Origin of the sequence: Tardiphaga sp. 866_E4_N1_4 (assembly GCF_052076075.1) — a bacterium.
GTDB lineage: Bacteria > Pseudomonadota > Alphaproteobacteria > Rhizobiales > Xanthobacteraceae > Tardiphaga > Tardiphaga robiniae.
This window is the reverse complement of the sequence record NZ_CP197242.1, coordinates 5,260,501-5,285,075: the sequence shown is the minus strand read 5'-3', so window position 1 is coordinate 5,285,075 and position 24,575 is coordinate 5,260,501. Positions and strand designations below refer to the sequence as shown.

Annotated in this window: 23 protein-coding genes; 12 read left to right on the top strand and 11 right to left on the bottom strand. The window is 62.4% G+C overall.

All coding sequences use genetic code 11. From position 1 onward, the window contains the following. The first annotated feature begins 53 nt into the window (after positions 1-53). From AB8B20_RS25440 to AB8B20_RS25430, 3 genes are read left to right on the top strand one after another with little or no spacing between them, the layout of a single operon-like run. A complete protein-coding gene (locus AB8B20_RS25440) occupies positions 54-1,037 on the top strand; it encodes an L-threonylcarbamoyladenylate synthase (RefSeq protein WP_439073183.1) in 984 nt (327 codons plus the stop codon). 39 nt (positions 1,038-1,076) lie between these two features. Further along, a complete protein-coding gene (locus tag AB8B20_RS25435; RefSeq protein WP_439073184.1) occupies positions 1,077-2,534 on the top strand; it encodes an FAD-binding oxidoreductase in 1,458 nt (485 codons plus the stop codon). After that, complete coding sequence (locus AB8B20_RS25430) at positions 2,531-2,959, top strand: GNAT family acetyltransferase (protein WP_089262327.1); 429 nt, start codon at positions 2,531-2,533, stop codon at positions 2,957-2,959. The genes AB8B20_RS25435 and AB8B20_RS25430 overlap by 4 nt, the downstream gene beginning before the upstream one ends. A 1-nt stretch (position 2,960) precedes the next feature. Here the strand turns inward: AB8B20_RS25430 and AB8B20_RS25425 are convergent, their stop codons facing one another. Beyond that, positions 2,961-3,716 (bottom strand): SOS response-associated peptidase, encoded by a 756-nt coding sequence (locus AB8B20_RS25425; RefSeq protein ID WP_439073185.1) that lies wholly within the window; start codon positions 3,714-3,716, stop codon positions 2,961-2,963. 61 nt (positions 3,717-3,777) lie between these two features. Here AB8B20_RS25425 and AB8B20_RS25420 point away from each other — a divergent pair, with 61 nt between their 5' ends. The 4 genes from AB8B20_RS25420 (at position 3,778) to AB8B20_RS25405 (ending at position 5,826) form a co-directional block, all read left to right on the top strand. Next, on the top strand, positions 3,778-4,293 hold the full coding sequence (locus AB8B20_RS25420) for a hypothetical protein (protein ID WP_068733299.1): 516 nt from the start codon (positions 3,778-3,780) through the stop codon (positions 4,291-4,293). A 4-nt stretch (positions 4,294-4,297) separates the two neighbouring features. Further along, entirely contained in the window at positions 4,298-4,720 is a 423-nt protein-coding gene (locus AB8B20_RS25415) for an NUDIX hydrolase (RefSeq protein WP_093759520.1), read from the top strand. A gap of 80 nt (positions 4,721-4,800) precedes the next feature. Next, positions 4,801-5,175 carry a TIGR02301 family protein gene (locus AB8B20_RS25410; RefSeq protein ID WP_439073186.1) on the top strand — a complete coding sequence of 125 codons (375 nt, stop codon included), beginning with the start codon at positions 4,801-4,803 and terminating at the stop codon, positions 5,173-5,175. A gap of 15 nt (positions 5,176-5,190) precedes the next feature. After that, positions 5,191-5,826 (top strand): HAD family hydrolase, encoded by a 636-nt coding sequence (locus AB8B20_RS25405; RefSeq protein ID WP_439074039.1) that lies wholly within the window; start codon positions 5,191-5,193, stop codon positions 5,824-5,826. A 118-nt stretch (positions 5,827-5,944) separates the two neighbouring features. On the opposite strand, the gene AB8B20_RS25400 is transcribed toward AB8B20_RS25405, so the two are convergent. Next, positions 5,945-7,219, bottom strand: coding sequence for an acyl-CoA dehydrogenase family protein (locus tag AB8B20_RS25400; RefSeq protein WP_439073187.1), 1,275 nt, complete (start codon positions 7,217-7,219; stop codon positions 5,945-5,947). Between the two features lie 146 nt (positions 7,220-7,365). On the opposite strand from AB8B20_RS25400, the gene AB8B20_RS25395 reads away from it, so the two are divergent. Continuing rightward, a complete protein-coding gene (locus AB8B20_RS25395; RefSeq protein WP_320446737.1) occupies positions 7,366-8,145 on the top strand; it encodes an enoyl-CoA hydratase-related protein in 780 nt (259 codons plus the stop codon). Positions 8,146-8,156: 11 nt separating this feature from the next. Here the strand turns inward: AB8B20_RS25395 and AB8B20_RS25390 are convergent, their stop codons facing one another. The 3 genes from AB8B20_RS25390 to AB8B20_RS25380 are packed head-to-tail and all read right to left on the bottom strand — an operon-like array spanning position 8,157 to position 10,386. Further along, complete coding sequence (locus AB8B20_RS25390; protein ID WP_309947589.1) at positions 8,157-8,531, bottom strand: DUF6285 domain-containing protein; 375 nt, start codon at positions 8,529-8,531, stop codon at positions 8,157-8,159. A 58-nt stretch (positions 8,532-8,589) separates the two neighbouring features. Beyond that, positions 8,590-9,588: a phosphotransferase family protein gene (locus AB8B20_RS25385; protein ID WP_439073188.1), complete on the bottom strand. Its 999-nt coding sequence runs from the start codon at positions 9,586-9,588 to the stop codon at positions 8,590-8,592. A 3-nt stretch (positions 9,589-9,591) separates the two neighbouring features. Continuing rightward, the gene (locus tag AB8B20_RS25380) at positions 9,592-10,386 is read right to left on the bottom strand and encodes an enoyl-CoA hydratase/isomerase (protein WP_068733289.1); all 795 of its coding nucleotides are present in this window, start codon (positions 10,384-10,386) and stop codon (positions 9,592-9,594) included. Between the two features lie 218 nt (positions 10,387-10,604). On the opposite strand from AB8B20_RS25380, the gene AB8B20_RS25375 reads away from it, so the two are divergent. Continuing rightward, positions 10,605-11,396, top strand: coding sequence for an SDR family NAD(P)-dependent oxidoreductase (locus tag AB8B20_RS25375; RefSeq protein WP_439073189.1), 792 nt, complete (start codon positions 10,605-10,607; stop codon positions 11,394-11,396). Positions 11,397-11,581: 185 nt separating this feature from the next. Here the strand turns inward: AB8B20_RS25375 and AB8B20_RS25370 are convergent, their stop codons facing one another. Further along, positions 11,582-13,243, bottom strand: a complete 1,662-nt coding sequence (locus AB8B20_RS25370) for a flavin-containing monooxygenase (RefSeq protein ID WP_439073190.1) — start codon at positions 13,241-13,243, stop codon at positions 11,582-11,584. Positions 13,244-13,452: 209 nt separating this feature from the next. On the opposite strand from AB8B20_RS25370, the gene AB8B20_RS25365 reads away from it, so the two are divergent. Genes AB8B20_RS25365 through AB8B20_RS25355 form a run of 3 tightly spaced genes read left to right on the top strand, consistent with a single transcriptional unit; the run spans position 13,453 to position 16,582 of the window. Beyond that, positions 13,453-14,586 (top strand): nitronate monooxygenase, encoded by a 1,134-nt coding sequence (locus AB8B20_RS25365; RefSeq protein WP_439073191.1) that lies wholly within the window; start codon positions 13,453-13,455, stop codon positions 14,584-14,586. Positions 14,587-14,602: 16 nt separating this feature from the next. Beyond that, positions 14,603-16,120 carry an acetyl-CoA acetyltransferase gene (locus AB8B20_RS25360; protein WP_439073192.1) on the top strand — a complete coding sequence of 506 codons (1,518 nt, stop codon included), beginning with the start codon at positions 14,603-14,605 and terminating at the stop codon, positions 16,118-16,120. Between the two features lie 6 nt (positions 16,121-16,126). Then, complete coding sequence (locus AB8B20_RS25355; protein ID WP_439073193.1) at positions 16,127-16,582, top strand: PaaI family thioesterase; 456 nt, start codon at positions 16,127-16,129, stop codon at positions 16,580-16,582. Positions 16,583-16,640: 58 nt separating this feature from the next. Here AB8B20_RS25355 and AB8B20_RS25350 read toward each other — a convergent pair whose 3' ends face one another. The 5 genes from AB8B20_RS25350 to ltnD all read right to left on the bottom strand — a co-directional run bounded on the left by AB8B20_RS25350 (position 16,641) and on the right by ltnD (position 24,501). Further along, positions 16,641-17,849, bottom strand: coding sequence for an efflux RND transporter periplasmic adaptor subunit (locus AB8B20_RS25350; RefSeq protein ID WP_439073194.1), 1,209 nt, complete (start codon positions 17,847-17,849; stop codon positions 16,641-16,643). Beyond that, positions 17,839-21,036, bottom strand: coding sequence for an efflux RND transporter permease subunit (locus AB8B20_RS25345; protein ID WP_089262355.1), 3,198 nt, complete (start codon positions 21,034-21,036; stop codon positions 17,839-17,841). Before AB8B20_RS25345 ends, AB8B20_RS25350 begins: the two co-directional genes overlap by 11 nt. 458 nt (positions 21,037-21,494) lie before the next feature. After that, positions 21,495-22,772 (bottom strand): 3-oxo-tetronate kinase, encoded by a 1,278-nt coding sequence (gene otnK / locus AB8B20_RS25340; protein ID WP_439073195.1) that lies wholly within the window; start codon positions 22,770-22,772, stop codon positions 21,495-21,497. Further along, complete coding sequence (otnI, locus tag AB8B20_RS25335; RefSeq protein ID WP_439073196.1) at positions 22,769-23,551, bottom strand: 2-oxo-tetronate isomerase; 783 nt, start codon at positions 23,549-23,551, stop codon at positions 22,769-22,771. Before otnI ends, otnK begins: the two co-directional genes overlap by 4 nt. Positions 23,552-23,568: 17 nt before the next feature. Beyond that, positions 23,569-24,501, bottom strand: coding sequence for an L-threonate dehydrogenase (ltnD, locus tag AB8B20_RS25330; RefSeq protein WP_439073197.1), 933 nt, complete (start codon positions 24,499-24,501; stop codon positions 23,569-23,571). Between the last annotated feature and the right edge of the window lie 74 nt (positions 24,502-24,575).

Below are 24,575 nucleotides of genomic sequence, written 5' to 3'. Positions count from 1 at the left end.
AAGAACCCCGGTAAAGAAGCCTGACCAATTTTGAAGACAAGGATCTGCCCTGCATGGCCGTAGGCCTGACGACCCGGATGAGCCCCGTCGACGCCGCCCATATTGCGGAGGCGGCGCGCTGCCTGCGCGCGGGCGGGCTGCTGGCGTTCCCGACCGAGACGGTCTACGGGCTCGGCGCCGATGCGGCCAATCCACGAGCCGTGGCAGGGATCTATGAGGCCAAAGGCCGGCCGTCGTTCAATCCGCTGATCGCCCATGTGGCCGACCTCGCCGCTGCCCGGCGCATCGCCCGATTCGATGCGCGCGCGCTGGCGCTTGCCGAGGCGTTCTGGCCGGGGCCGCTGACGCTGGTGCTGCCCAAGGCTGTTGACTGCCCGGTGGCCGATCTGGCCACCGCCGGCCTCGACACCATTGCCATTCGTGTGCCGGCGCATCCCGTGGCCCACGCGCTCCTGCAGGCCTTTGGCGGCGCCGTGGTGGCGCCATCGGCCAATATCTCCGGGCATGTCTCGCCGACCACCGCAGCCCATGTGCTGAGCGATCTGGATGGCCGGATCGACATGATTCTCGATGGCGGACCGGTTGAAGTGGGCGTTGAATCCACCATCGTCGGTTGTTTCGACACGCCGATGCTGCTCCGCCCCGGTGGCCTGCCGCGCGAGGCGATCGAGTGGGTGTTGGGCCAGCCGCTGGCAAGCCCGCCGGACGAACCCGCAAGCGATACAAACCAGCCGCTGGCGCCGGGCATGCTGGCCTCGCATTATGCGCCGCGGACACGGGTGCGGCTGCTGGCCGAGGCTGTGAATCCCGGCGAGGCCCTACTAGCCTTCGGATCGGCCCTGCTGCCCGGCATCGAGGCCGCCGCCGCTGTCCTGAATTTGTCCGAACAGGGCGATCTCGGGGAAGCCGCCACCAATCTTTTCGGCTATCTTCGCGCGCTCGACGCTAAAGGCGCGAGCGGCATCGCGGTGATGCCGGTGCCGAACCACGGGCTCGGCGAAGCCATCAATGATCGGCTGCGCCGCGCCGCCGTGTAAGTCGAACGCAAGACCAAGAAACGCGCTTAGGGAATAGTTATGAATATCGTCCAGCCGAAGCCGCCAACGCTCTCCCCCGAAACCATTGCGCGCTTCCGGGCCATCGTCGGCGACAAATACGCCATCACCGATCAGGCCGACGTGCATCAATACGTCACCGAGGATCGCAACCTGTTTTTCGGCACCTCGCCGCTGGTGCTGCGCCCGGGCTCGACCGCCGAAGTCGCCGCGATCTGCAAGCTCGCCACCGAGACCCGCACCGCACTGGTGCCGCAAGGCGGCAATACCGGGCTCGTCGGCGGCCAGACGCCCTATGGCGGCGAGGTTGTGCTGTCGATGCGCCGGATGGACAGAGTGCGCGATCTGGACACTTCGTCCAACACTATGACGGTGGAAGCTGGCCTCGTGCTGCAGGTTGCGCAGCAGCGCGCCGCGGAAGCCGACCGGCTGTTTCCGCTGTCGCTGGGCTCCGAAGGCAGCTGCACCATCGGCGGCAATCTCTCCAGCAATGCCGGCGGCACGACCGCCCTCGCCTACGGCGTCGCGCGCGAAATGGCGCTCGGCCTCGAAGTGGTGCTGGCCGATGGCCGCATTCTCAATGGCCTGTCCAAGCTGAAGAAGGACAATACGGGCTACGATCTGCGCAATATCTTTATCGGCGCCGAAGGCTCGCTCGGCATCATCACCGCGGCGACGCTGAAGCTGTTTCCGAAGCCGCGCGCGGTCGAGACCGCCTTTGTCGGCCTGAAGTCGCCGGACGATGCGCTGAAGCTGCTCAGCATCTCCCGCTCCGAAGCTGGCGGTAACCTCACCAGTTTCGAACTGATCGCCGATATCGCCGTCGATTTCAGCGTCCGCCACGGCATCGGCATTCGCGACCCGCTCTCCAGCAAACACGCCTGGTATGTACTGATGGAATTGTCGTCGGGACGCGACGATGCCCGCGCGACATTGGAGGCGATTCTCGAACGCGGCTTTGAAGACGGCATCGTGGATGACGCCGTGATCGCCGAGAATATCGCCCACCGTCAGGCGTTCTGGAAACTGCGTGAGGAAATCTCGCCGGCGCAGAAGCCGGAAGGCGGATCGATCAAGCACGATATCTCGGTGCCGGTCGCTTCCGTGCCTGCCTTCATCGCCGAAGCCAATGCGGCTGTCGTGAAGCTGATGCCCGGCGCACGTCCGGTGCCGTTCGGCCATCTCGGCGACGGCAACATCCACTACAATGTCACGCAGCCCAAGGAGACGCTCGGCGACAGCGACGGCCGCGAGAAATTCCTGGCGCGCTGGCACGACGTCAACGAAGTCGTCTTCGACGTCGTTCTGCGCATGGGCGGTTCGATCTCCGCCGAACATGGCATCGGCCAGATGAAGGCGGCTGAGCTGCCCTCGGTGAAGGACCCCGTCGCCATCGAACTGATGCGCAGCCTGAAGGCGATGCTGGATCCGCTGAACATCCTCAATCCCGGCAAAGTGCTGCTGCCGGTGCAACATTGAAAGTTGCCCGGCTCGTCGACACCGACATTCAAGCGGTCGTCCAGCTCTGGCTGCGCTGCGGACTGGTCCGGCCCTGGAACGATCCGGAGGCCGATATCAGGCTGGCGCGCGCAGGCACCAATGCTGATGTCCTGGTCGGTCGCAAGGGAAGGACCATTGTCGCCTCCGTGCTGGTCGGCCATGATGGCCATCGCGGCTGGGTCTATTACGTCTCGGTCGATCCCGAGCACCAGCGCCAGGATTTCGGCCGTGGCATCATGGGTGCAGCCGAAGACTGGCTGCGCGAGCGCGGCATCGAGAAGATGCAGCTCATGGTGCGCTCGGATAACACCAAGGTGCAGGCGTTCTACGAGTCGCTCGGCTACGGCGAACAGAAGCGCGTGATCTATGCCAAGTGGCTCGACGGACGGCCGCTGACGCCGTGAACTAGAACAACGAGCCCTGGCCGTCGTCCTCGCTCACCACAACCTTGCGCGGCGCCCTCGTCGGGTTCACCTGCTCCACGGCAGCTTCTTCCGCCGAGATCGGCAGGATCAGTTGCGCATCGTCATTGGCCACCTTGTTGACGGCCATCGCCACCGGATGCCAGGCGAAGGTGCCGTCTGCGGGCGCAGCGAGCATCGTCATCACATCGGACGCACTATCCGAACTGCAATCGAGCCACTGGCCGAAATGATCGGGTGCGATCGTCACCGGTACGCGATGGTGCAGAACCGACATGCCCGTGCTGGCTTCTGCGGTGATGAGCGCAACCGTGTCGACTTCTTCGCCGTTCGGTCCCATCCAGGTCTCGGCCAGGCCCGCAAAGCCCATCGGCCCGCCTGCGCTTGGGTGGATAAAATACGGCTGTTTGCGTTCACCGCGATTTTGCCATTCGTAATAGCCATCGGCCGGAATCAGACAGCGGCGTCGGCGAATCGCGTTTTTGAAGGCTGGCTTTTCTTGCACCGTCTCGGCGCGTGCATTAATCAGAAGCGTAAACTTCCGCGGGTCCTTGACCCAGGAGGGCAAAAGGCCCCATCGCATCAGACGGAAATGCCGGGATCCGTTTTCAACGATGACAACAGGAACCGGCTGCGTCGGCGCAATATTGTACCTCGCAGGAAAATTCGGTTGCTCGATATAACTGAATACCTGCCGTAACGCTTCCGGCGCTGATGTAATGACAAACCGCCCGCACATTCTCGATCCGCAATCCTGCCTCTTCAGGCGGTTTTAACCCAAAACACCAACAGTGCGACATATGACCCTGACGGCCATACAACCGGCGCAGCATGACCATCACGATCTGGCCAGTGCCGGTGCCGGCCCCGTCGCGTCCGCTGCCGAGCTGATGGCCGCCAATATCAATCCACGCACGGGTCTGGCGACCGACTATCTCAATCACTTCAATGAAGCCATCATGTTGCTCGAGCTGATCCCGGACATGCCGGACTGCTATGAGCTGTTCCTGGAATGGCAGCCGCTCAGCTATGCCGAGCACTTCATCAAATCCAACTTCAAGGCACGCGATCTCGCCATCGCATCCTATGAGGCTGCACGCCCGGCCATCCGTGCAGAATTCGATGCGCTGGTGGCGAACATGACGCAAATCCTGACGACTGTCGGCGAAGCCATGCGCACCGTGCAGCAGGACCGGACCCGTGCCATGCTGGCCGAACAGGCCGCCGGCTGGGTCAAGCCCATGGTCGGGACCGCCGGCGGCATCATCAATGGCCGCGATCAGGAATCCGACGTCGACAGCATCATGGCGCAATGACCTCGTGACCGACACGCCTCCTACCCATCCGCAGCTCGCTACCAGCGCCGCCATCTTCCGCGATGGCAAGGTGCTGCTGGTCCGCCGCGCCCGTTCGCCGGGCAAGGGCTTCTATTCGCTCCCCGGCGGACGCGTGGAATTCGGCGAATCCCTCGCCGTAGCCCTTGCCCGCGAGGTGATGGAAGAAACCGGACTGACCATCGACATTGTAGGCCTGTCCGGCTTTCGCGAAGTGCTGCCGAACGACAAGGTCGCGGGGCATTACCTGATCATGTCCTTTGCCGCGCGCTGGGTGGCTGGCGAGCCCGAGCTAAATGACGAACTTGACGATTTCCAGTGGGTCGCGCCGGACGATCTCGGCGCCTTCAAGACCACCGATGGCCTTGGCCCGATCCTCGCCATGGCGGAAGATCTGGTCGGACCATAGATAGCTCCTTGCCGCACCAGCAGCGTTGCCTTGCTTCAGACGCCTTGAAAAGGCATATCAGCCGGGTTCCGGGACCATTCATGTTGAAGCATCTGCTCATCATTCTGACCATTGCGATGACCTGCGCTGGCTCTGCCCGGGCGCAGGACGCGGCTGCGCCGTTCGACAATGACCTGCAGCGGATGTCGGAGATTCTTGGCGCGCTGCATTACCTGCGCGGCATCTGCGGCAACAACGAAGGCAACAAGTGGCGCAACGAGATGCAGGCGCTGGTCGATGCCGAGACGCCGTCCGGCGAGCGCCGCGCCCGCATGATCGCCGGTTTCAACCGCGGCTATAACGGCTTCCAGCAGACCTACCGGACCTGCACGCCGGCGGCCAGTATCGCCATCCGCCGCTATATCGACGAAGGCTCGCGGATCTCGCGCGATCTCACCGCAAGGTATGCGAACTAGATGAAGCCACATGCGATCGACACGGTCTTTTTCGATCTCGACGGAACGCTCACCGATCCGAAGATCGGCATCACGGGCTCGATCCAGTATGCGCTCGGCAAGCTCGGGCTTCCCGTCCCGACACAGGACGAACTGACCTGGTGCATCGGCCCACCGCTGCGCGCCAGCTTCGTGGCACTGCTCGGCGGCGAGAAAGATGCCGATCGCGGCGTGGAGCTCTATCGCGAACGCTTCGGCACGATCGGCCTGTTCGAGAACACGCTTTATGATGGCATCACCGCGACGCTCGATACGTTGCACGCAACAGGCCGCCGGCTGTTTGTCGCCACCAGCAAGCCGCATGTGTTCGCCGATCGCATCGTCGATCACTTCGGCCTGCGCAAATATTTCACGCGCGTATTTGGCTCAGAGCTCGATGGCACTCGCGTCGACAAGAGCGACCTGCTGCGTTATGCGCTCGACGAAACCTCCGCCGATCCCGCGCGAGCGATCATGATCGGCGATCGCAAGCACGACATCATCGGCGCCGCGAATAACGGCATTCCGGCGATCGGCGTGCTCTATGGCTATGGCGGCCGCGAGGAGCTGACCTCCGCTGGTGCGCGCCATCTGGTGGCTTCGCCTGCGGAGATCCCGGGGTTTATCGACTGAGCTATCAACGTCATTGCGAGCGAAGCGAAGCAATCCAGTCTTCGCTTGTGACCTCTGGATTGCCGCGTCGCTTCGCTCCTCGCAATGACGGCGGAAAGGGCGGCGTGTCGAAACTAGTTCAGTGCTTACCCGCGCCCATATAGCCGAACAGGAACCCCGCGACCTTGCGCTTCTGGATTTCCTCGCTGCCTTCGGTGATGCGGTAGCGGCGGTGATGGCGATAGATGTGCTCGAACGGCTTGTGGCGTGAATAGCCCATGCCACCATGCACCTGCATCGCGCGGTCGGCGGATTCACAGCACAGCCGGTTGGCCCAGTAGTTACACATCGACACCTTGTCCGACAGCGTATGCTCGACCTGGGCCTGGGTAAGCTGGTCCATCTCCCACGCGGTCTTGCGGATCAGGAGCCGCAGCATCTCCGCCTGCGTCGTCAGCTCGACCAACGGAAACTGGATGCCCTGGTTGCGCGCCAGTTCCTCGCCGAACGGCTTTCTCTCGCGTGCATATTTCACGCTCTCATTGATACAGTAGACCGCCGCACCCAGCGAACTCGCCGCCTGCCGGATACGGTTCTCATGCACGAAACACTGCGCCAGCGACAGGCCGCGGCCGATCTCACCGAACAGTGCGTCAGCCGGCACGAACACATCGGTGAACGACACACGCGGATGGTCTGTGGGCATGTTGAAGGTCCACATATATTCTTCGATCTTTACGCCTGCGGCCTTAGCCGGCACCAGGAAGCAGGTAATGCCGCGCGCATCGCCGTCATCCCCCGACGTGCGCGCGAACAGCGCGCAATGCGTGGCCACGTGCATGCCGGTCGTCCACATCTTCTCGCCATTGATGACCCAGCCCTTGACGCCGTCACGCGTCGCCTCGACGGCCGTCGTCTCCATATGCGTGGCGTCAGAACCATGCTCGGGTTCGGTGAGGCCGAAGGTGATGCGATATTTTCCGGTGATTGATCCTTCGATCATTTCCTTCTGGTCGTCGCGACCATAGCGATCCAGCATCGTCACCAGCGGCAGATTGCCGACAATGGAATGTTCGTTCTGCAGATCGTTGTGCAGGCCGAGGCCTTTGGCGGCGAAATGTTCGCGGATGACAGCCATCCAGAGATTGCTGCCATCTTTGCCGCCATAGCGCTTCGGGATTGCAAAGCGCAGATGGCCGGCGCCGTCGGCGAGATTCTTCGCCTGACGCAGCAACTGCTCCCATTCATGTCGCGGCAGCCCGCCATTGTCGAAATCGGTGCGCGCCCATTCGCGGCGATGATCGAAGAAGCGGATATTGTCATCCCGCTCTTCGAGCGGCTTGATCTCGCGCAGGATGAATGAATCGAGTTCAGCGAGATAGGCGACCAGGTCGGCCGGCAGGGAAAAATCCAAGGCGCTCTCCCGATTGTTTTCCGAGCTTTGTTGCTCTTGTTAATCGAGCGATTAAGATGGCATCGTCCGATCAAGTCAAGCGCGGCAAGTCAAGTACGCTTTGGCGTCATAAATTCTGCGTAACGAAAAACAAAAGGGAGGCCGCGATGGCTCTGCAATTCTCAACCGTGACCCGCAAGGGACCGATCACCATCGTGACGCTGTCGCGTCCGGAAGTTTACAACGCACTGCACACCGATGCGCATAACGAGTTGCACGAGGTGTTCAACGACTTCGCCAGTGATCCCGACCAATGGGTTGCGATCGTCACCGGCGCCGGCGACAAAGCGTTCTGCGCTGGTAATGACCTCAAATGGCAGGCCGCCGGCGGCAAGCGCGGCTGGAACACGTCGGGCTTCGCCGGCCTCACCGCGCGCTTCGATTGCGACAAGCCGATCATCGCGGCCGTGAACGGCGTCGCTATGGGTGGCGGCTTCGAGATTGCGCTGGCCTGCGACCTCATCATCGCTGCGGAAAATGCGACCTTTGCCCTGCCCGAGCCCCGCGTCGGCCTTGCCGCACTCGCCGGCGGCCTGCAGCGCCTGCCGCGCCAGATCGGCATGAAGCGCGCCATGGGCATGATCCTCACCGCACGCCATGTGAAGCCGCAGGAGGGCTATGAGCTCGGCTTCGTCAATGAAGTGGTGCCCCAGGGCGAGGCCCTGAATGCCGCGCTGCGCTGGGCCGAGACCATCTGCCAGAATTCGCCGATGTCGATCCGCGCCTCCAAGCAGGCGATCCAGAAGGGCATGGCGGTGTCGCTGGAACAGGCGATTACCGAGCAGCGCGAATATCCCGCCGTGAAAGCTATGGCGGCGTCGGAGGATTATGTGGAAGGGCCGAAGGCGTTCTCCGAAAAGCGCAAGCCGAACTGGAAGGGGAAGTAGCGCTGCGGCGCTTACTTCGGTTCCAGCTCGCGTTTGTACGCCGCGTAATTCGGCTGATCGACGGCGAGCTTCGCCAGCGTCGTCTGCCACAGATGCTCCTTCACACCGGGCGTCGCGAGATCGATATCGCCTTGCGCGATGCGGTCGGCGAGATCCTGGTTCAACCCGTCGAGCGTGCCATGCACGCCGAGCAGCATCGTCAATCCATGTAGCTCGGCGGCATCGCTGTCGCCGGCAAGCGTGAGCTGCCGGGTCACCAGATCGAGCGCGTTGATCGCGACACGCAACTTGAAGGCGGCATGACCTGAGATTTGAGGTGCAATGTCGTTGCGGAGAAAATCGGCAACGGCCTTTACCAGTTCGTCCGGCCTCGGTTCGTCCTGCATGTCATCACCTTGTTTTTGTGCATGATCTGATCCGAAAACCGGTCGCCACTTTTCGGGATCATGCGCGCGGCGCCAATAGCCGTAACAGATCGATCTCCGTCTCCGACGAGCGCCGTCCGATCATCGCGCGCTCCATCGAATGATCCGGGCCGAGACGAAACCGCTGCATCATGCCGACGCACATCACGCCCCAGCGCAGCGTGCCCATCACTTCCCAGAATTTCACGCGGTTAGCGTCGACGTTGATGCCGCTGGCCGTCTCGTAGCCGGCGAACAAATCTTCATAGGTGCCGAAACCGCCGACCGGCTTGTCGATGACGCCGAAGCGCCAGGAATTGACGCAGATCCAGCCGAGATCCTCCATGGGATCGCCGAGATGCGCGAGTTCCCAGTCGAGCACGGCGCGCACGCCATCGGGCCCGATCATCAGATTGCCGTGACGAAAATCACCATGCACCAAAGTGACGCGCTCTGACGGGCCGGGATCGTGATCGCGCAACCAGCGCAGCGCCAGCTGGAACACCGGGCGCGGCCAGCCAAAACCGTCGATCTCCCGCTGCAATTCGGCGGTTTCTGCTGCGGCAGTCATGCGGCGAAGCTGCGGCAGGCTTGCAGCGGACAGTCCGTGGATCCCGGCAAGGATCTCGCCGCATTGCCGGGCGAGTTTGGGCCGTGCGTCGGCGAATTCTTCGTCGCGCAGGATCTTGCGCGGGATGGTTTCGCCAGCGACTCGCTGCATGATGAAGCCCGTTCCCAGATCGTCATCCGGTCTGAGAACGTGCAGCACCTTCGGCGACGGTACGCCGGCATCAAAGGCCAGCTGCATCAGCACCGCTTCGGCATCAAGCCCTGCGGCTCGGCCGGGCGCAGCGCCATAACCCGACGGCGCGCGGCGCAGGATGGCGCCGATAGTGCCATCAGGATGCGTGATGTCGAAGGACCACGTCTCCTGACTGGCGCCGCCGGACAGCCGTCCTGCGGATGTCACGCCCGCCGCGCCGGGACACCACGCCGCCGCACTGCGCGCCAAAAGCTCCGCGACGGACGCCGTGCTCAAGGCTTACTGGCCCGTGAACTTGGCCGGACGTTTTTCCAGGAATGCCGCCACGCCTTCCTTGAAGTCCGGTGAAGCGCCGGCGGCGCGCTGCGATTTGACTTCGAGATTGATCTGGTCCTCGAAGGAATTCTCCGGGCTTTCCCAGTAGAGCTTGCGGATCAGCGACAGTGCGATGGTCGGGCCGTTGGCGAGTTCATGGGCGAGCTTCATGGCTTCATCCATCAGCGCCGCATCGTCATAGACGCGATTGACGAGGCCCCATTCCAGCGCCTTCTCGGCCGGCAGCTTTTCACCAAGCAAGGACAGTTCGACCGAACGCGCCTTGCCGATCAAGCGCGGCAGGATCCAGGTCGAGCCGCAATCCGGCACCAGCCCGATACGACGGAACGCCTGCAGGAAATAGGACGAGCGCGCACACAGAATGAGATCGCCCATCAGCGCAAAGCTCATGCCGGCGCCGGCGGCGGGGCCATTTACCGCGGTGACGATCGGGCAATGCAGGTTCTGCAGCCGGCGCAGGAACGGATGGAAAGCGGTCTCCAGCGTCGCACCGGCGTTGCTGCGCGCCTTCGTGAGCTGATTGTTGCGCCCCTGAAGATTGGCGCCCGTGCAGAAGGCACGGCCGGCACCGGTGAGGACCACGCAGCGCACGTCGGCCTTGCGATCATCGATCTCGTCCAGCGCCTCGCCGAGGCCGCCAAGCATGTCGACCGAGACCGCGTTCATCACCTCCTGATGATCGAGCTTCAGGATGGCGACATTGCCGTCGAAATCGAGCGTGACGTGTTTGAACTGCATGGTTTCCTCACGGGATGATCCGCGTGTTTATTCCGCGGTGTGGAAGCTTTGTCTGGGCATGATCTGATCCGAAAACCGGCATCCACTTTTCGGGATCATGCGATTGTATGTCAGGCGGCATATTTGATTTTTCGGACGCGCTTGTCCATGCTTCCTGGGGAACACCAGCCCACCAACGGACGCACGGCATAACGCGCGCCAAACATGGAAACGCTGACATGGCAACGTCTACACAGATATTCGACCTCAGCGGCCGCGTGGCCGTCATCACCGGCGGCAATGGCGGTATTGGCCTCGGCATCGCGCAGGCGCTGGCCACCGCCGGTTGCAACGTCTCGATCTGGGGCCGCAACGCCGAGAAGAACAAGGCCGCAGCTGCCACCATGGCGGACTGCACCGGCAAGGTCGATACGCTCATCTGCGACGTCACCGACACTGCCTCGGTGAAAGCGGCGATGGATGCCACGCTCAAGACATTCGGCCGTGTCGATGGCTGCTTCGCCAATGCCGGCATCGGCGGCGGCGGCCGGCACAATTTCATCGACCGCACCGAAGAGCAGTGGCGTACCATGTTCGCCACCAATCTGGACGGCGTCTTCCATGCCTTCCAGGTGGCCGCACGGCATATGACCGAACGCGCGGAGGCTGGCGACAAATTCGGCCGGCTGGTTGCGACATCGAGTCTTGCCTCGATCTTCGGCACCGCGCGCAACGAGCACTATGCCGCGACCAAAGCGGCGATCAATGCGCTGGTGCGCGCGCTGGCCGTCGAACTGGCGCGGCAGGGCGTGACGGCGAATGCGATCCTTCCGGGCTGGATCAAGAGCGACATGACCGCAGGGATCATGGGCAACGAGAAATTCGTCGCCAATGTCATGCCGCGCATCCCGGTGCGCCGTTTCGGCGAACCGTCGGACTTTGGTGGCATCGCGGTCTATCTGATGAGCAAGGCGTCATCGTATCACACGGCGGATACGTTCGTGATCGATGGCGGGTATACGGCGTTCTAGCTTTCTTCCCTCTCCCCTTGCGGGAGAGGGGGCCTGAGCGAAGCGAAGGCGGGAGAGGGGTGCTGGACTCGGAGCTTGCGGCTGACCCTCTCCCGTCTCGAACGCGCTTTGCGCGTTCGATCCACCCTCTCCCACTGCGCGCAGCTTCGCTGCGCTGGGGGAGAGGGAAAGAAAGTCGCCCTCTTCTACGACGCCACCGCCTCCTTTGGCCGCGCGCCCACCGTCATCGCGAATCCCTCATAGTCCTTTGTTGCGACATCATTGCAGATCTGCCGGTAGACACCGACGCCGCCGATATAGGGCATGAAAATCTGCGGCTTGCCGGGAATATTCGCGCCCATGTACCAGGAATTGGCCTGCGGATAGAGCGTGCCGGCCGCCACCTCGTTGACATGCGCGACCCACTTGTCCTCCGCGGGATGCGTTGCCTCGATCACCTCGGCGCCGCGGTCGCGCATATAGCTCAGGCAGTCGGTGATCCAGTCGACATGCTGCTCAATGGACACGATCATGTTCGACAGCACAGACGGCGAGCCGGGACCGGTGACGATAAAGAGATTCGGGAAGCCGGCGCTCATCAAGCCGAGATAGGTTCGCGGGCCTTCTGCCCATTTGTCATTCAGCGTCTGGCCGCCGCGGCCGCGAATGTCGATCTTGGCGACCGAGCCGGTCATCGCGTCGAAGCCGGTGGCGAGCACCAGCGCGTCGACCTCGTAATCCTTGCCGCCGGTGCGCACGGCATTCGGCAGAATCTGCTCGATCGGATGGGCCTTGATATCGACCAGCATCACATGCGGGCGATTGAAGGTCGCATAGTAATCTGTGTCGACGCAGATACGCTTGGATCCGACTGGATGATCCTTCGGCTGCAGAAGTTTCGCTGTGACCGGATCGCTGACGATCTCTGAAATTCTCTCGCGGATAAAATCGGCAGCGGTATCGTTGGCGCGCTGATCCAGGACCAGGTTATTGTAGACGCCCATGAAGGTAAGCCCGCCCGATGTCCATCGCGCATGATACTTCTCACGCCTTTCATGTTCCGGATCGTCGAGCGCGCCGCGATCCGGAATCGGCTGCACGATGCCGTTCTTGAAATCCTCACGCGCCTGCCGGCGAATTTCCGGATAATTGTCGCGAAACGATTTGCGCTCATCATCGGTGAGCGGCGCGTTGCGCGCCGGCACGCTGAAATTTGCGGTGCGCTGGAACACAGTGAGCTGGCTCGCCTGTTCGGCGATCAGCGGGATCGATTGGATTGCTGACGATCCGGTGCCGATGACGCCGACGCGCAGGCCGGTGAAATCGACTGTCTCATGCGGCCAGTTGCCGGTGTGATAGACCTTGCCCTTGAAATCCTTCATGCCCCTGAATTCGGGCGTGCGGGCGTTCGACAGACAACCCGTCGCGAGTACGACATGCTGCGCGATGGTGGCCTGACCATCGGAAGTCGTTACCGTCCATCGATTGGCGCGCTCATCGAATACCGCGGATTTCACCGTCGTATTAAACTGGATGTCCTTCCTCAGATCGTAGCGATCGGCAACATGGCTGGCATAGCGCAGGATTTCGGGCTGCGGCGCATAGCGCTCGCTCCAGTCCCATTCCTGCTGCAATTTGTCATCGAACGAAAAAGAGTACTGCATGCTTTCGACGTCGCAGCGCGCGCCGGGATAGCGGTTCCAATACCAGGTGCCGCCGACATCGCCGCCCTGTTCGAAGACTTTCACATGGAGACCGAGGCCGCGCAGCTTGTGCAGCAGATAAAGCCCCGCGAACCCGGCACCGACGACCACGACATCGATGCGTGCGGTTTGATGTGACACAGATTGCGGCTGTGCAGCGGCCATGCGTTCACTCCCGTATTTTTGCTTTGCTTGTTACGGGCAGCATTTCCCGCATGACGCGAAAGCGCAAGCAGGAAATCAGGCGGCGTTGCCCGGTATTTTGCCAGGCGGAATGCCCCTCGTCCGCTTGGCATCGCCCTTCCCCATACGCTAGCGTTCATCACGAACTCGCCAGATGAAGCGGGTCACAAGAGATTCAGGGAGACACGCCGATGAAGTCGCAGATCTGCGAGATGCTGGGCATCGCGTTTCCGCTACTCGCCTTCAGCCATTGCCGCGACGTGGTTGCTGCCGTCAGCCGCGCCGGCGGCTTCGGTGTGCTCGGCGCCACCGCGCATTCGCCGGAAACGCTGGAGCAGGAACTGAGGTGGATCGACGATCACGTAGACGGCAAGCCTTACGGCATCGACGTACTGATCCCGGAGAACATCTCCACCGCAGGCGAGAAGGACGTCACCTGGAAGTCGCTGGAGCGCCGCATCACGCCGGAACATCGCGCTTTCACTAGGAGTCTGCTGAAGAAATACGGCGTCGATCTCAAGATCACCGAAGTCTCCTCCGATCAGCCGCAGCCGTTCGACGGCGAGACCGCGCTGCGGCTGCTCGACGTCTCCTTCAACCATCCGATCCGGCTGATCGCCAATGCACTCGGCGTGCCGCCGAAGGCGATGATCGAGATGGGCAAAGCCCATGGCGTTCCGGTGGCGGCACTTGTCGGCGCCAAGGAACATGCGATCCGCCAGGTTGCGGCCGGCGTCGATATTCTCGTGGCGCAGGGCACCGAGGCCGGTGGCCATTGCGGCGAGGTCTCGACCATGGTGCTGGTACCGGAGGTGATCAAGGCCATCAAACCGATGCGCGAGGTCCCGGTGCTCGCCGCCGGCGGAATCATGACCGGGCGGCAGATGGCCGGTTGCATGGCGATGGGCGCTGCAGGCGTCTGGACCGGTTCGGTGTGGCTCGCGACCACGGAATCCGAAACCTCCGAAATCTTTCGCGAGAAGATGATTGCCGCCTCGTCGCGCGATGCGATCCGTTCCAGGGGCCGTACCGGCAAGCCCGCACGGCAATTGCGCTCGGTCTGGACCGATGCCTGGGATCGCGGCGAAGACAGCCCAGGCGCGCTGCCGATGCCACTGCAGAGCCTGATCAGCCGCGATGCTTTCGCCTCGATTGATCGTTCCGCAGCCGCGGGCAATGCGCAGGCACGGGATCTTGTCAGCTATTTCGTCGGCCAGGGCGTCGGCCTGATTGACAGCGTCAAGTCGGCAGGCGCAGTTGTGCAGGAATTCAAGGAGGACTTTGCCGAAGCCGCAGAGCACCTCACCATGCTGGTTTCCGAATAGAGGCAGAGCAAGAACAATGGCAGTGTCGAACCAAGCTGAAGACCGCATCCCCGTCATCGTCGGCGTCGGCGAATTCTCCGATCATCCGAAGGAGCTCACGGAAGGTCTCGAGCCACTCGCGCTGATGATTGAGGCGTTGAAGCGCGCAGAGCAGGATTCAGGCGGGAAGCTGCTTGGGGATATCGACTCGCTCGACATCGTGAACTTCCTGAGCTGGCGCTACACCGCGCCGGAGAAGCAGCTCAGCAAGAAGCTCGGCATCGCGCCGAAGCACGCCTATTACGGTCCGGTCGGCGGCGAGAGTCCGATCCGTTACATTCATGAAGCAGCCAAGCGTATCGCGCGCGGCGAATCGCACGTCGCGGCGATCACGGGCGCGGAATCGCAGGGCACGGCCACCAAGGCCGAACGCGCCAAGGTGGATCTGCCCTGGACGCCATTCGCCAAGGATGCGCCGGAGCCGCTCCGCGGTGCCAACTATCAGAGGCCGATGGCGACCAAGCTCGGCGTGGCCAAACCGGTCACGGTCTACCCGTTCTATGAAGCCGCCTCTGCCGCGCATTGGGGCCAGACGCCGCGGGAGGCGCATCGCGAATCCGGCGAGCTGTGGTCACGCTATGCGGGCGTCGCTGCGACCAATCCTGAGGCCTGGATCAAGAAGGCCTACACACCGGAACAGATCACCACGCCGACGCCGGACAACCGGCTGATCGCCTGGCCCTATACCAAGCTGATGGTCGCCAACCCGATGGTGAACCAGTCGGCAGCCATCCTCGTGACGAGTCTGGCCAAGGCGCGCGCGGCCGGCGTGCCCGAGAATCGTATCGTGCATATCCAGGGCGGTGCCTCGGCCGAAGAGCCGCGCGATTATCTCGACCGCGACCAGTATGTCGAAAGCCACGCGCAGAATGCCGTGCTGAAAGTCGCGATGGATCTGGTCGGCGGCTCCGGCAAGAATTTCGGCGCCATCGAGCTCTATAGCTGTTTCCCCTGCGTGCCCAAGATGGCCCGCCGCACCCTCGGCCTTGGCAGCGACGTGCAACCAACCGTGACCGGCGGTCTCACCTTCTTTGGCGCGCCGCTGAACGACTACATGGCGCATGCCGCCTGCGCGATGGTCCGCAAAATCCGCGCGGGGACCAAGACGGGCCTGCTCTACGCGCAGGGCGGCTTCGTCACCAAGCACCACGCATTGGTGGTGTCGAAGGAGGCACCAAAGGAGACGCTCGCGCAGGACACCAATGTGCAGGCGGACGCCGACCGCAACCGCAAGCCGGTCCCGACATATGTCACCGAGGCCTCGGGCAACGGCACTGTCGAAAGCTTCACGGTGATCTACGGCCGCGGTGGCGAGATCGAACACGGCGTGGTGATCCTCCGCACCGCGGCCAATGAACGCGCGCTGGCGCGTGTGCCAGTGCAGGACCAGGCGACGCTGGCGTTTTTGATGGATCAGGACAAGACGCCGGTGGGAGCGTCGGGGCCGATCAGCACGGCAGGTGACGGCGTGCTGGAGTGGCGAAAGGCGCGATAAAGCGAAATGACCAGATTCATTCCAAAGGATGCAAACTTCGAGGCCCGCGTCCAGGCGAGCTTCGCCCGCCAAACGGCGATGGCGACACTGGGCATCGAAGTTGCTCGCCAGGCAGCCGGCGAAGTCGAACTAAAAATGCCATACAACACCGCCTTTACGCAGCAGCACGGGTTCATTCATGCCGGCATCATCACGACAGCGCTGGATACAGCCTGCGGATATGCCGCCTTCTCGCTGATGCCCGATAATGCCGCAGTACTCACCGTTGAATTCAAGACCAATTTTCTGGCCCCGGCCCGCGGCGAGCATTTCCTGTTTCGGGCTCACGTTCTCAAGCCCGGCAGAACCATAACGGTTTGCGAGGGCCAGGCCTTTGCGGTGGAGCGAGGCGAGGAGAAACTGATCGCAACAATGAGCTGCACCCTGATGGCGCTGTTCGATCGCGAAGGCATCACTCACTAGACGATAGTAAACGCAGGGGTCACTTTGCCGGGCATATGGGCCCGGCATAGCGAACGCCCTACCCCTTCACTTCCTTCTTGTCCGTCTCCGCCGTCGGCTTGCCACTTTTCGGAGCACCGCTGCCGCCAGTGATACGGACCTTGTCGCCGTCGTTGAGGCCGTCCGGCGGGGCAATAACGATGCGGTCGCCCGCGGTGATGCCGGACGCGAGCTCGATGTCGCGGCCGAGATCGCGGGCAATGGTCACGGTCTTGAACAGGATCTTGTCGTCCGGGCCAACGGTCGCGACGCGTAGACCGCTCTTGTTGAAGATCAGCGCCGAAGCCGGCACATGCAGCGGCGCGGAATCACGCGCGAGGCTCATCTTAACATTGGCATAACCACCCGGCAGCAATTCGCCGTTGGGATTGTCGAGCACAAGCTGCATACGCGTGGTGCCCGACGCCACATCGACCGATTGCGACGAGGCTTCCACCGTGGCCGGGAATGTCTTGTTCGGATGATCGGGCACGCTGATGATCGCTTTGGCGCCTAACCTGATCGCCGGCACATAGCTCTGCGGCACGTCGACATAAACGCGCAGCTTCTTGATATCAGATACCACGAACATCGCGGCGCCGGTGCCGGTGCCGCCCGAGATCAGCGCGCCGACGTCGGTGTTGCGCTGGGTGACAACGCCATCGAACGGCGCGGTGATCTTCTTGTAACCGGCCAGCGCTTCCAGACGTTCGACATTGGCCTGACCGGAATTCACGGCGGCGCGCTTGTTGTTCAGATCGGCGGTGCGTTCGTCGATTTCCTGCGCCGAGACGAAATTCGACGCCACCAGCGTCTTGCGGCGGTTCAGCGTCGCTTCCGACAGTTTGGCGCTGGACTGCTGGCTGACAAGGTCGGCGCGGGCCTGCAGCAACTGCTGATCGAGGTCCGGGGCTTCGATCTCGGCGATCACCTGGCCGGATTTGACCTGTGCACCGATATCGGCGCTCCAGCTCTTCAGATAGCCCGAGACGCGGGCAAAAATCGGCGCGCGGTAATAGGCTTCGAGCCGGCCGGGCAGATCGAGCGACGCGTTGAGAACGCGGGCATCCGGCGGAGCCACAGCCACCGTCGGGATCGCCTGATCATCGGTCCAAGCCTTTAAATCGCTCTCGGTCTTGGCGCGGGCCATGATGCCGGTGACGACGATGGCGCCGGCGGCGCACAGGCCGATCACTCCGACCAGGCCGAGCTTGCGGCGTGACACCGGGGGGGTCTGCTCAGTGGGCATGCAAAGTCTCCGAGGTAGCCACGTCAGCCGCAGGCTGATTTTCGGGCTGCTGTTTCTTGTGAACCATGCTGAACACCACCGGCACGAACATCAACGTGGCGATGGTAGCAAAAATCAGGCCGCCGATGACAGCGCGGCCAAGTGGCGCATTCTGCTCGCCGCCTTCGCCCAGCCCCAGCGCCATCGGCGCCATGCCGATGATCATGGCCAGGGCCGTCATCAACACCGGGCGGAACCGGACGAAACCGGCTTCGGACGCGGCCTTGATGGGGTCGCCGAGAATCGCGTAGCGCTCGCGGGCAAAGGAAATCACCAGCACCGAATTGGCCGTGGCGACGCCCATGCACATGATGGCGCCGGTTAGTGCCGGAACCGACAGCGTCGTCTGCGTCGTGAACAGCATCCAGACGATGCCGGCCAATGCCGCCGGCAGCGCGGTGATGATCACGAACGGATCGGACCAGGACTGGAAGTTCACGACGATCAAGAGATAGATCAAAACGATGGCGCCGAGCAGACCGAACAGCAGGCCGGCAAAGGCGCTGTTCATGGTCTGCACCTGACCGAGCAGCGCCACATTGCTGCCCTTCGGCACATCCGCCTTGGTTTCTTCCAACACCTTGTAGATGTCGTTGGACACGGAACCGAGATCGCGCCCCTGCGTGGTGGCATAGATCTGCACCATCGACTGGATGTCATATTGCGACACCACGGCATTCGAGGTCGAGCGATTGATGCTGGCAATGCCGCCGAGCATCGGGGAGTTGTTGCTGGCATTCACGGCCGTGATCGGCAGCGTCTCCAGCGCACCCAGCGAATCCAGTTTGTATTGCGGCGTCTGCATCACGATGGAATAGGACACGCCGTTATCAGGACTGAGATAATAGGTCGGCGCGACCTGCGACGAACCTGCGAGGTTGACCACGAGGCTGTTGGTGACATCGCGCTCGGTCAGGCCGACATATTGCGCACGGGTGCGGTCGACATCGATGTTGAAGCCGGGATTGTTCGGCGACTGCTGGAGCCGTGCATCGGCAATGCCGGGAATGCGACGGATCTTGCCGAGCAGCTTGTTGGCATATTCGAAGTTCGCCGCGAGATTCGCACCGCGGATCTGCAGGTCGATCGGGGCCGGAGCGCCGAAGTTCAGGATCTGGCTGACGATGTCGGCAGGCAGGAAGGCAAAGCTGACGCCCGGGAACTGCCGCGGCAGTTGCTCGCGCAATTGTCGCACATATTCCTCGGTCGGCCTGTGGCCTTCCTTCAGCTTGATCTGGAAGTCACCATCCTGGGGGCCGATCACGCCGGTGTTGTTATAGGTGAGATTGATGCCGGAGACGGGCATGCCGATATTGTCGGTCATGGTCTCGATCTGATCCGGCGGGATGATCTTGCGCACCGCCTTGGTGATATCAGCGAACTGGTTCGCGGTTTCCTCGATGCGGGTGCCGACCTGCGCGCGAACATGCATCAGGATGGCGCCGCCGTCGACCGACGGGAAGAAGTTACGGCCAAGGAACGGCACCAGCAGAAACGACACGCCGACGACGCCGAGGAAGCCAATCACAAAAACAGGGCGCCGCGCCAGCGCCATATCCAGCAGGCCGTGATAGCCGCCACGGATACGCTCGAAGCCGGCCTCGAAGCCACGCTGGAAACGCACCAGCGGATTGCGGGTCGGCGGTTTCTCGCCGTCATGATGGACATGCGGCTGCAGCAGATACTTGGCCATGGTCGGCACCAGCGTGCGCGACAGCAGGAACGACCAGACCATCGCGAACATCACCGCTTCGGCCATCGGTACGAACAGGAAGCGCGCAATGCCGTTGAGGAAGAACATCGGCACGAAGACGATACAGATACACAGCAGTGACACGAAAGCCGGCGTCACGATCTGCGCCGCACCATCCATGATCGAGGTCTCGACGTCCTTGCCCTGCTCTAGATGGTAATTGATGTTCTCGATGGTCACCGTGGCATCGTCGACGAGAATGCCGACTGCGAGCGCCAGACCGCCCAGCGTCATGATGTTCAGCGTTTCGCCGATCATCGACAGCATGATGATGGCACCGAGCACCGCCAGCGGGATCGACACCGCGATGATAACGGTGGAACGCCAGCTGCCAAGGAACAGCAGGATCATCACCGACGTCAGCAAGGCCGCGATGACGCCTTCCACGGCCACGCCCTCGATGGCGCCGCGCACGAAGCCGGATTGGTCGCCGATATAGCTGATCTTCAATGCGTCCGGCAACGCGGCGCGATAATCGATCACCTTCTGCTTGATGCCGGATATGATATCGAGCGTCGAAACCGAACCGGCCTTCAGCACCTGCATCAGCACCGAGCGATTGCCATCCACATGCACGATATTGGTCTGCGGCGGATTGCCGTCGCGCACGGTGGCGACGTCATCCACATAGACCATGGCGCCGTTGACGCTCTTGATTGGCAGCCGGCCGAGTTCTTCGATCTTCAGCGGCGAGTTGTTGAGGTTGATCGTGTATTCGAACTCGCCGATCTTCTGCGTGCCGACTGGGGTGATCAGGTTCTGCGCCGCCAATGCATTGGCGACGTCCTGGCCGGAGAGACCGCGCGCCTGTAGCGCGCCGGGATTGAGGTCGATCTGGATCTGGCGCTGCTTGCCGCCGAACGGATACGGAATCGCGGCACCGGGCACGGTGACCAACGGCGTGCGGAGCTGGTTGATGCCGATATCGGCGAGGTTCTGTTCGGTAAGACCGTCACCCGACAGTGCGACGTTGATGATCGGCACCGTCGAGGCCGAATAGTTCAGGATCAGCGGGGGCGTAGCGCCGGGTGGCAACTGCTTGATCAGCGTCTGCGAGATCGCGGTGACCTGCGCATTGGCGGTGCGGATGTCGACATTGGGCTGGAAGAAGATCTTGATGATGCCGAAGCCGGCATAGGAATTCGCGGTGATGTGCTCGATGTCATTGACCGTGGTGGTCAGTGCGCGCTGGAACGGCGTGGTGATACGGCCGGACATCTGGTCCGGCGGGAGGCCGGTATATTGCCAGACCACGCCGATGACCGGGATGCGGATGTCAGGGAAAATATCGGTGGGTGTGCGAAGCGCGGCCAGCGGCCCGACAATCAGCAGCAGCAGGGCCAGCACCACAAAGGTGTAAGGCCGGGTCAGGGCGATGCGCACCAACGAGATCATGAACGGGTAGTCCTCGATACATTGACGAGAGGGGCACTGCGGAAGCCCGCCTGCCCACGATCGAATTCACCTGTTTAGAGAGATCGTCCGCATCCGATTAGTGAGCCGGGCCGGCATAAGCCTATCGGCTCGGTTCATGAATGAACGGGCAATCCTCTTTGCATGAAGGGCTGCGAACGAGCGGTTTCCCGGCCTGTCCACGCCACCAGATTTACCCGACCTGCGACAAAATAGCTAACGCGCGAAGCCTCACGGCAATTCACTTCAGCGGTATTGTTAATTGTTTCCGGGCCGCCGTGGCGTCCGCACAACAGTTTTAGGCTTAAAAAGACGCGGCTGCGGCCCGTGACACCAGAAGTGTCACGAGCCGGTCAAGATGAACTATCTGTAATGCGCGCGGCGCAAGCAGCGCCCTGCCTATTCGGGCAGCCTGTCGCCCCGGGATTGGGCGACATCCATCAGATCATCAGGCCAAGCGCATCTTCAAAAAAAGCCGGTCCGCCGAAATTGCCGGACTTCAGCGCCAGCAGCATCTGGCGCTCCGCCGCACCGACCGCGCGCAACACCGGCACACCGGCGGCGATTTCCGCACCGACCAGAAAACCCGGAATGCCCAGCCGATCGACGACAGCACCGGATGTTTCGCCGCCAGCCACGACGAGCCGTTGTACGCCGGCGCGGACGAGACCTTCAGCGAGATCGGCCATCGCCTGCTCGATGGCATGCCCGGCGGCATCGCGGCCATGGCGCTTTTGCAGGGCTGTCACCTGATCCGGCGTCGAACTGCTGGCGATCAAGACCGGGCCCTTGCCCAACCGCTCCTTCGCCCAGCCGAGCGCGCGCTGGACTTCCGCGCCGCCGGCAATCACCTGTTCGGGATCGAGATGCAGCACTGGCATCACCTGTTCGGCACGCGCGATCTGCTGCAGCGTCGCCTGCGAACAACTCCCAGCCAGACAGGCTGCAGCGCCACCCACAGGCGTATCCTTGATCGAGGTCGCCGCATTCGCCTTGACGCGGCCGGACGCGACCAGTGCACGCGCGAGACCAAGCCCCATGCCGGATGCACCGACAGAGACGCGATGACCCAGGGCGACCGCACCGATGGTTTCCAGATCGCTGGCAAATACGGCGTCGATGATCGCCGCGCCAAAGCCATTCTCCGACAGTCCATCGAGATGCGTCCGCACCACGTCGGCACCGCAGGCGACAACTCCGAGATCGACCAGCCCGATATTTGTCGCGCTCTGCCGCGCCAGCACACGGACGAGATTGGAGTCGTGCATCGGATTGAGCGGGTGATCCTTCAGCGGGCTCTCGTTCAGCGGCACGGAGCCAACGAACAGATTGCCCTGATAGACCGTGCGGCCGGTCTCGGGGAATGCCGGTGTCACCAGCACGATATTGTCACCGGAATCGAGCCGCAACGCGTCCATCACCGGGCCGATATTGCCGGCGTCGGTGGAATCGAATGTCGAACAGATCTTGAACAGCACATGATCCGCGCCGCGGCTGCGCATCCATTTTTCGGCGGCGCGCGATTTCTCGACCGCCTTGCTGGCCGCGATCGAGCGACTCTTCAGCGATACTACAACGGCATCGACGTCCGGCAGCTGCAGATCATCAGCAGGAATGCCGATGGTCTGCACCGTGCGCAGACCGCACCGGGTCAGCGTGTTGGCCAGGTCGGACGCACCAGTGTAGTCGTCAGCGATGCAGCCCAGCGCCAGCGTCATGCTTTCACTCCGGCATAGGGCTTGAACCAGCCAAGTCCTGCGACCGTATCGCCGGCCGGGCGATATTCGCAGCCGACATAATTGTCGTAGCCGAGCCGGTCGAGTTCATCGAACAGGAACGGATAGTTCAGTTCCTCACCGGACGGTTCGTTGCGCGACGGCACGCTGGCGATCTGGATATGCCCGATCCACGGCAGCATCTCGCGCAGCCGCATGGTGACGTCACCGTGCATGATCTGGCAGTGATAGATATCGAACTGCAGCCCGAGATTGGGAATCTTCATGTCGGCGATGATGTCGCGCGCGAACATGAAGTCGTTGAGAAAATAGCCGGGCACATCGCGCGGGTTGATCGGCTCAATCACCACGTCGACGCCATGTTCGCCGAGAAAATTCGCGGCCCATTCAACGGATTTGCGGAAGGCTGCGACGGCCTTCGGATCCTTGCGATCGGCGAGACCGGCCATCATGTGCAGGCGGCGGACATTGGTGGCCAGGGTATAAGGCAGTGCCGTGTGAATGCTCTGCCGGAGCTCATCGAACTTGTCGGGACGTGCGGCAAAACCCTTTTCGCCGGCATTCCAGTCGCCCGGCGGCAGATTGAACAGCACCTGCTTCAGGCCATTGCGCTCCAGCCGCTCGGCAATCGCCTCCGGCGGATGCTCATAGGGAAACAGGAATTCCACCGCCGTGAAGCCGGCCTTGGCCGCGGCATCGAAGCGATCGAGGAACGCGTGTTCGTTGAACATCATGCTGAGATTGGCGGCGAAGCGGGGCATCGATCGTCCTCGTGTTCTTAATTCGGCTCGCCCGGCAGCTTGGTACCGGTGACCTTGGCATACATTCGCGCCACCGACGCATCGTCATCGCGGCCCATGCCGGAGGCCGATGTCATCAGGAACATCTGCAGTGCCGCAGCGGAGACCGGCACCGGGAATTTCGCCGCGCGCGCCATATCCTGGATGATGCCGAGATCCTTCACGAAGATATCGACCGCGCTGCGCGGCGTGTAATCGCCATCGAGCACATGCGGCATGCGGTTCTCGAACATCCAGGAGTTGCCGGCGGAGGCGGTGATCACCTCGTAGACCTTGCGGATATCAAGACCCTGCTTGGCGGCAAACGCGATGGCTTCCGAGGCGGCGGCGATATGTACGCCTGCGAGGAGCTGGTTGATCATCTTGAAAGCGGCGCCCTGCCCGGCGGCATCACCGAGTTCGTAGAGCTTGGCGGCCATCGCATCGAGCGCCGGCCGCGCCTTGGCAAAGGCAGCCTCGCTGCCGGATGCAAGAATGGTGAGTTCGCCCTGCGCCGCGCGCTGTGCACCGCCGGAGATCGGGGCATCGAGGTAATGTCGGCCGGTGGCTTCGAGATCCCCAGCGAGACGGCGGGCGACATCGGGATCCATCGTCGCGGACGATACGAATACCGCACCTTTCGGCAGCGTTTCGGCAACGCCATCCGTCCCGAACAGGATGGTCTCCGTCTGCGCGGCATTGACGACGACGCTGATGACGATATCCGCGCCCTGCGCAGCGCCGGCCGGGGTATCCGCGCCCTGCCCTCCGTCCGCCACGAAGCGCTTCACCGCATCCGCCGACACGTCGCAGCCAGTCACCGTGAAGCCGGCCTTCTTGAGCGACAGGGCCATACCATAGCCCATCGACCCCAGACCAATAACGGCGACGCGTGGTCTCTCAGAACTTGGTTTTTCAGATGCAGGTGACATGCGGCAATTCCCTAGGGGTCCTCGATGGCCAGCTTGAGGCGGCCTTGCCTCTCGGTAACACGGCTTGGCCATCA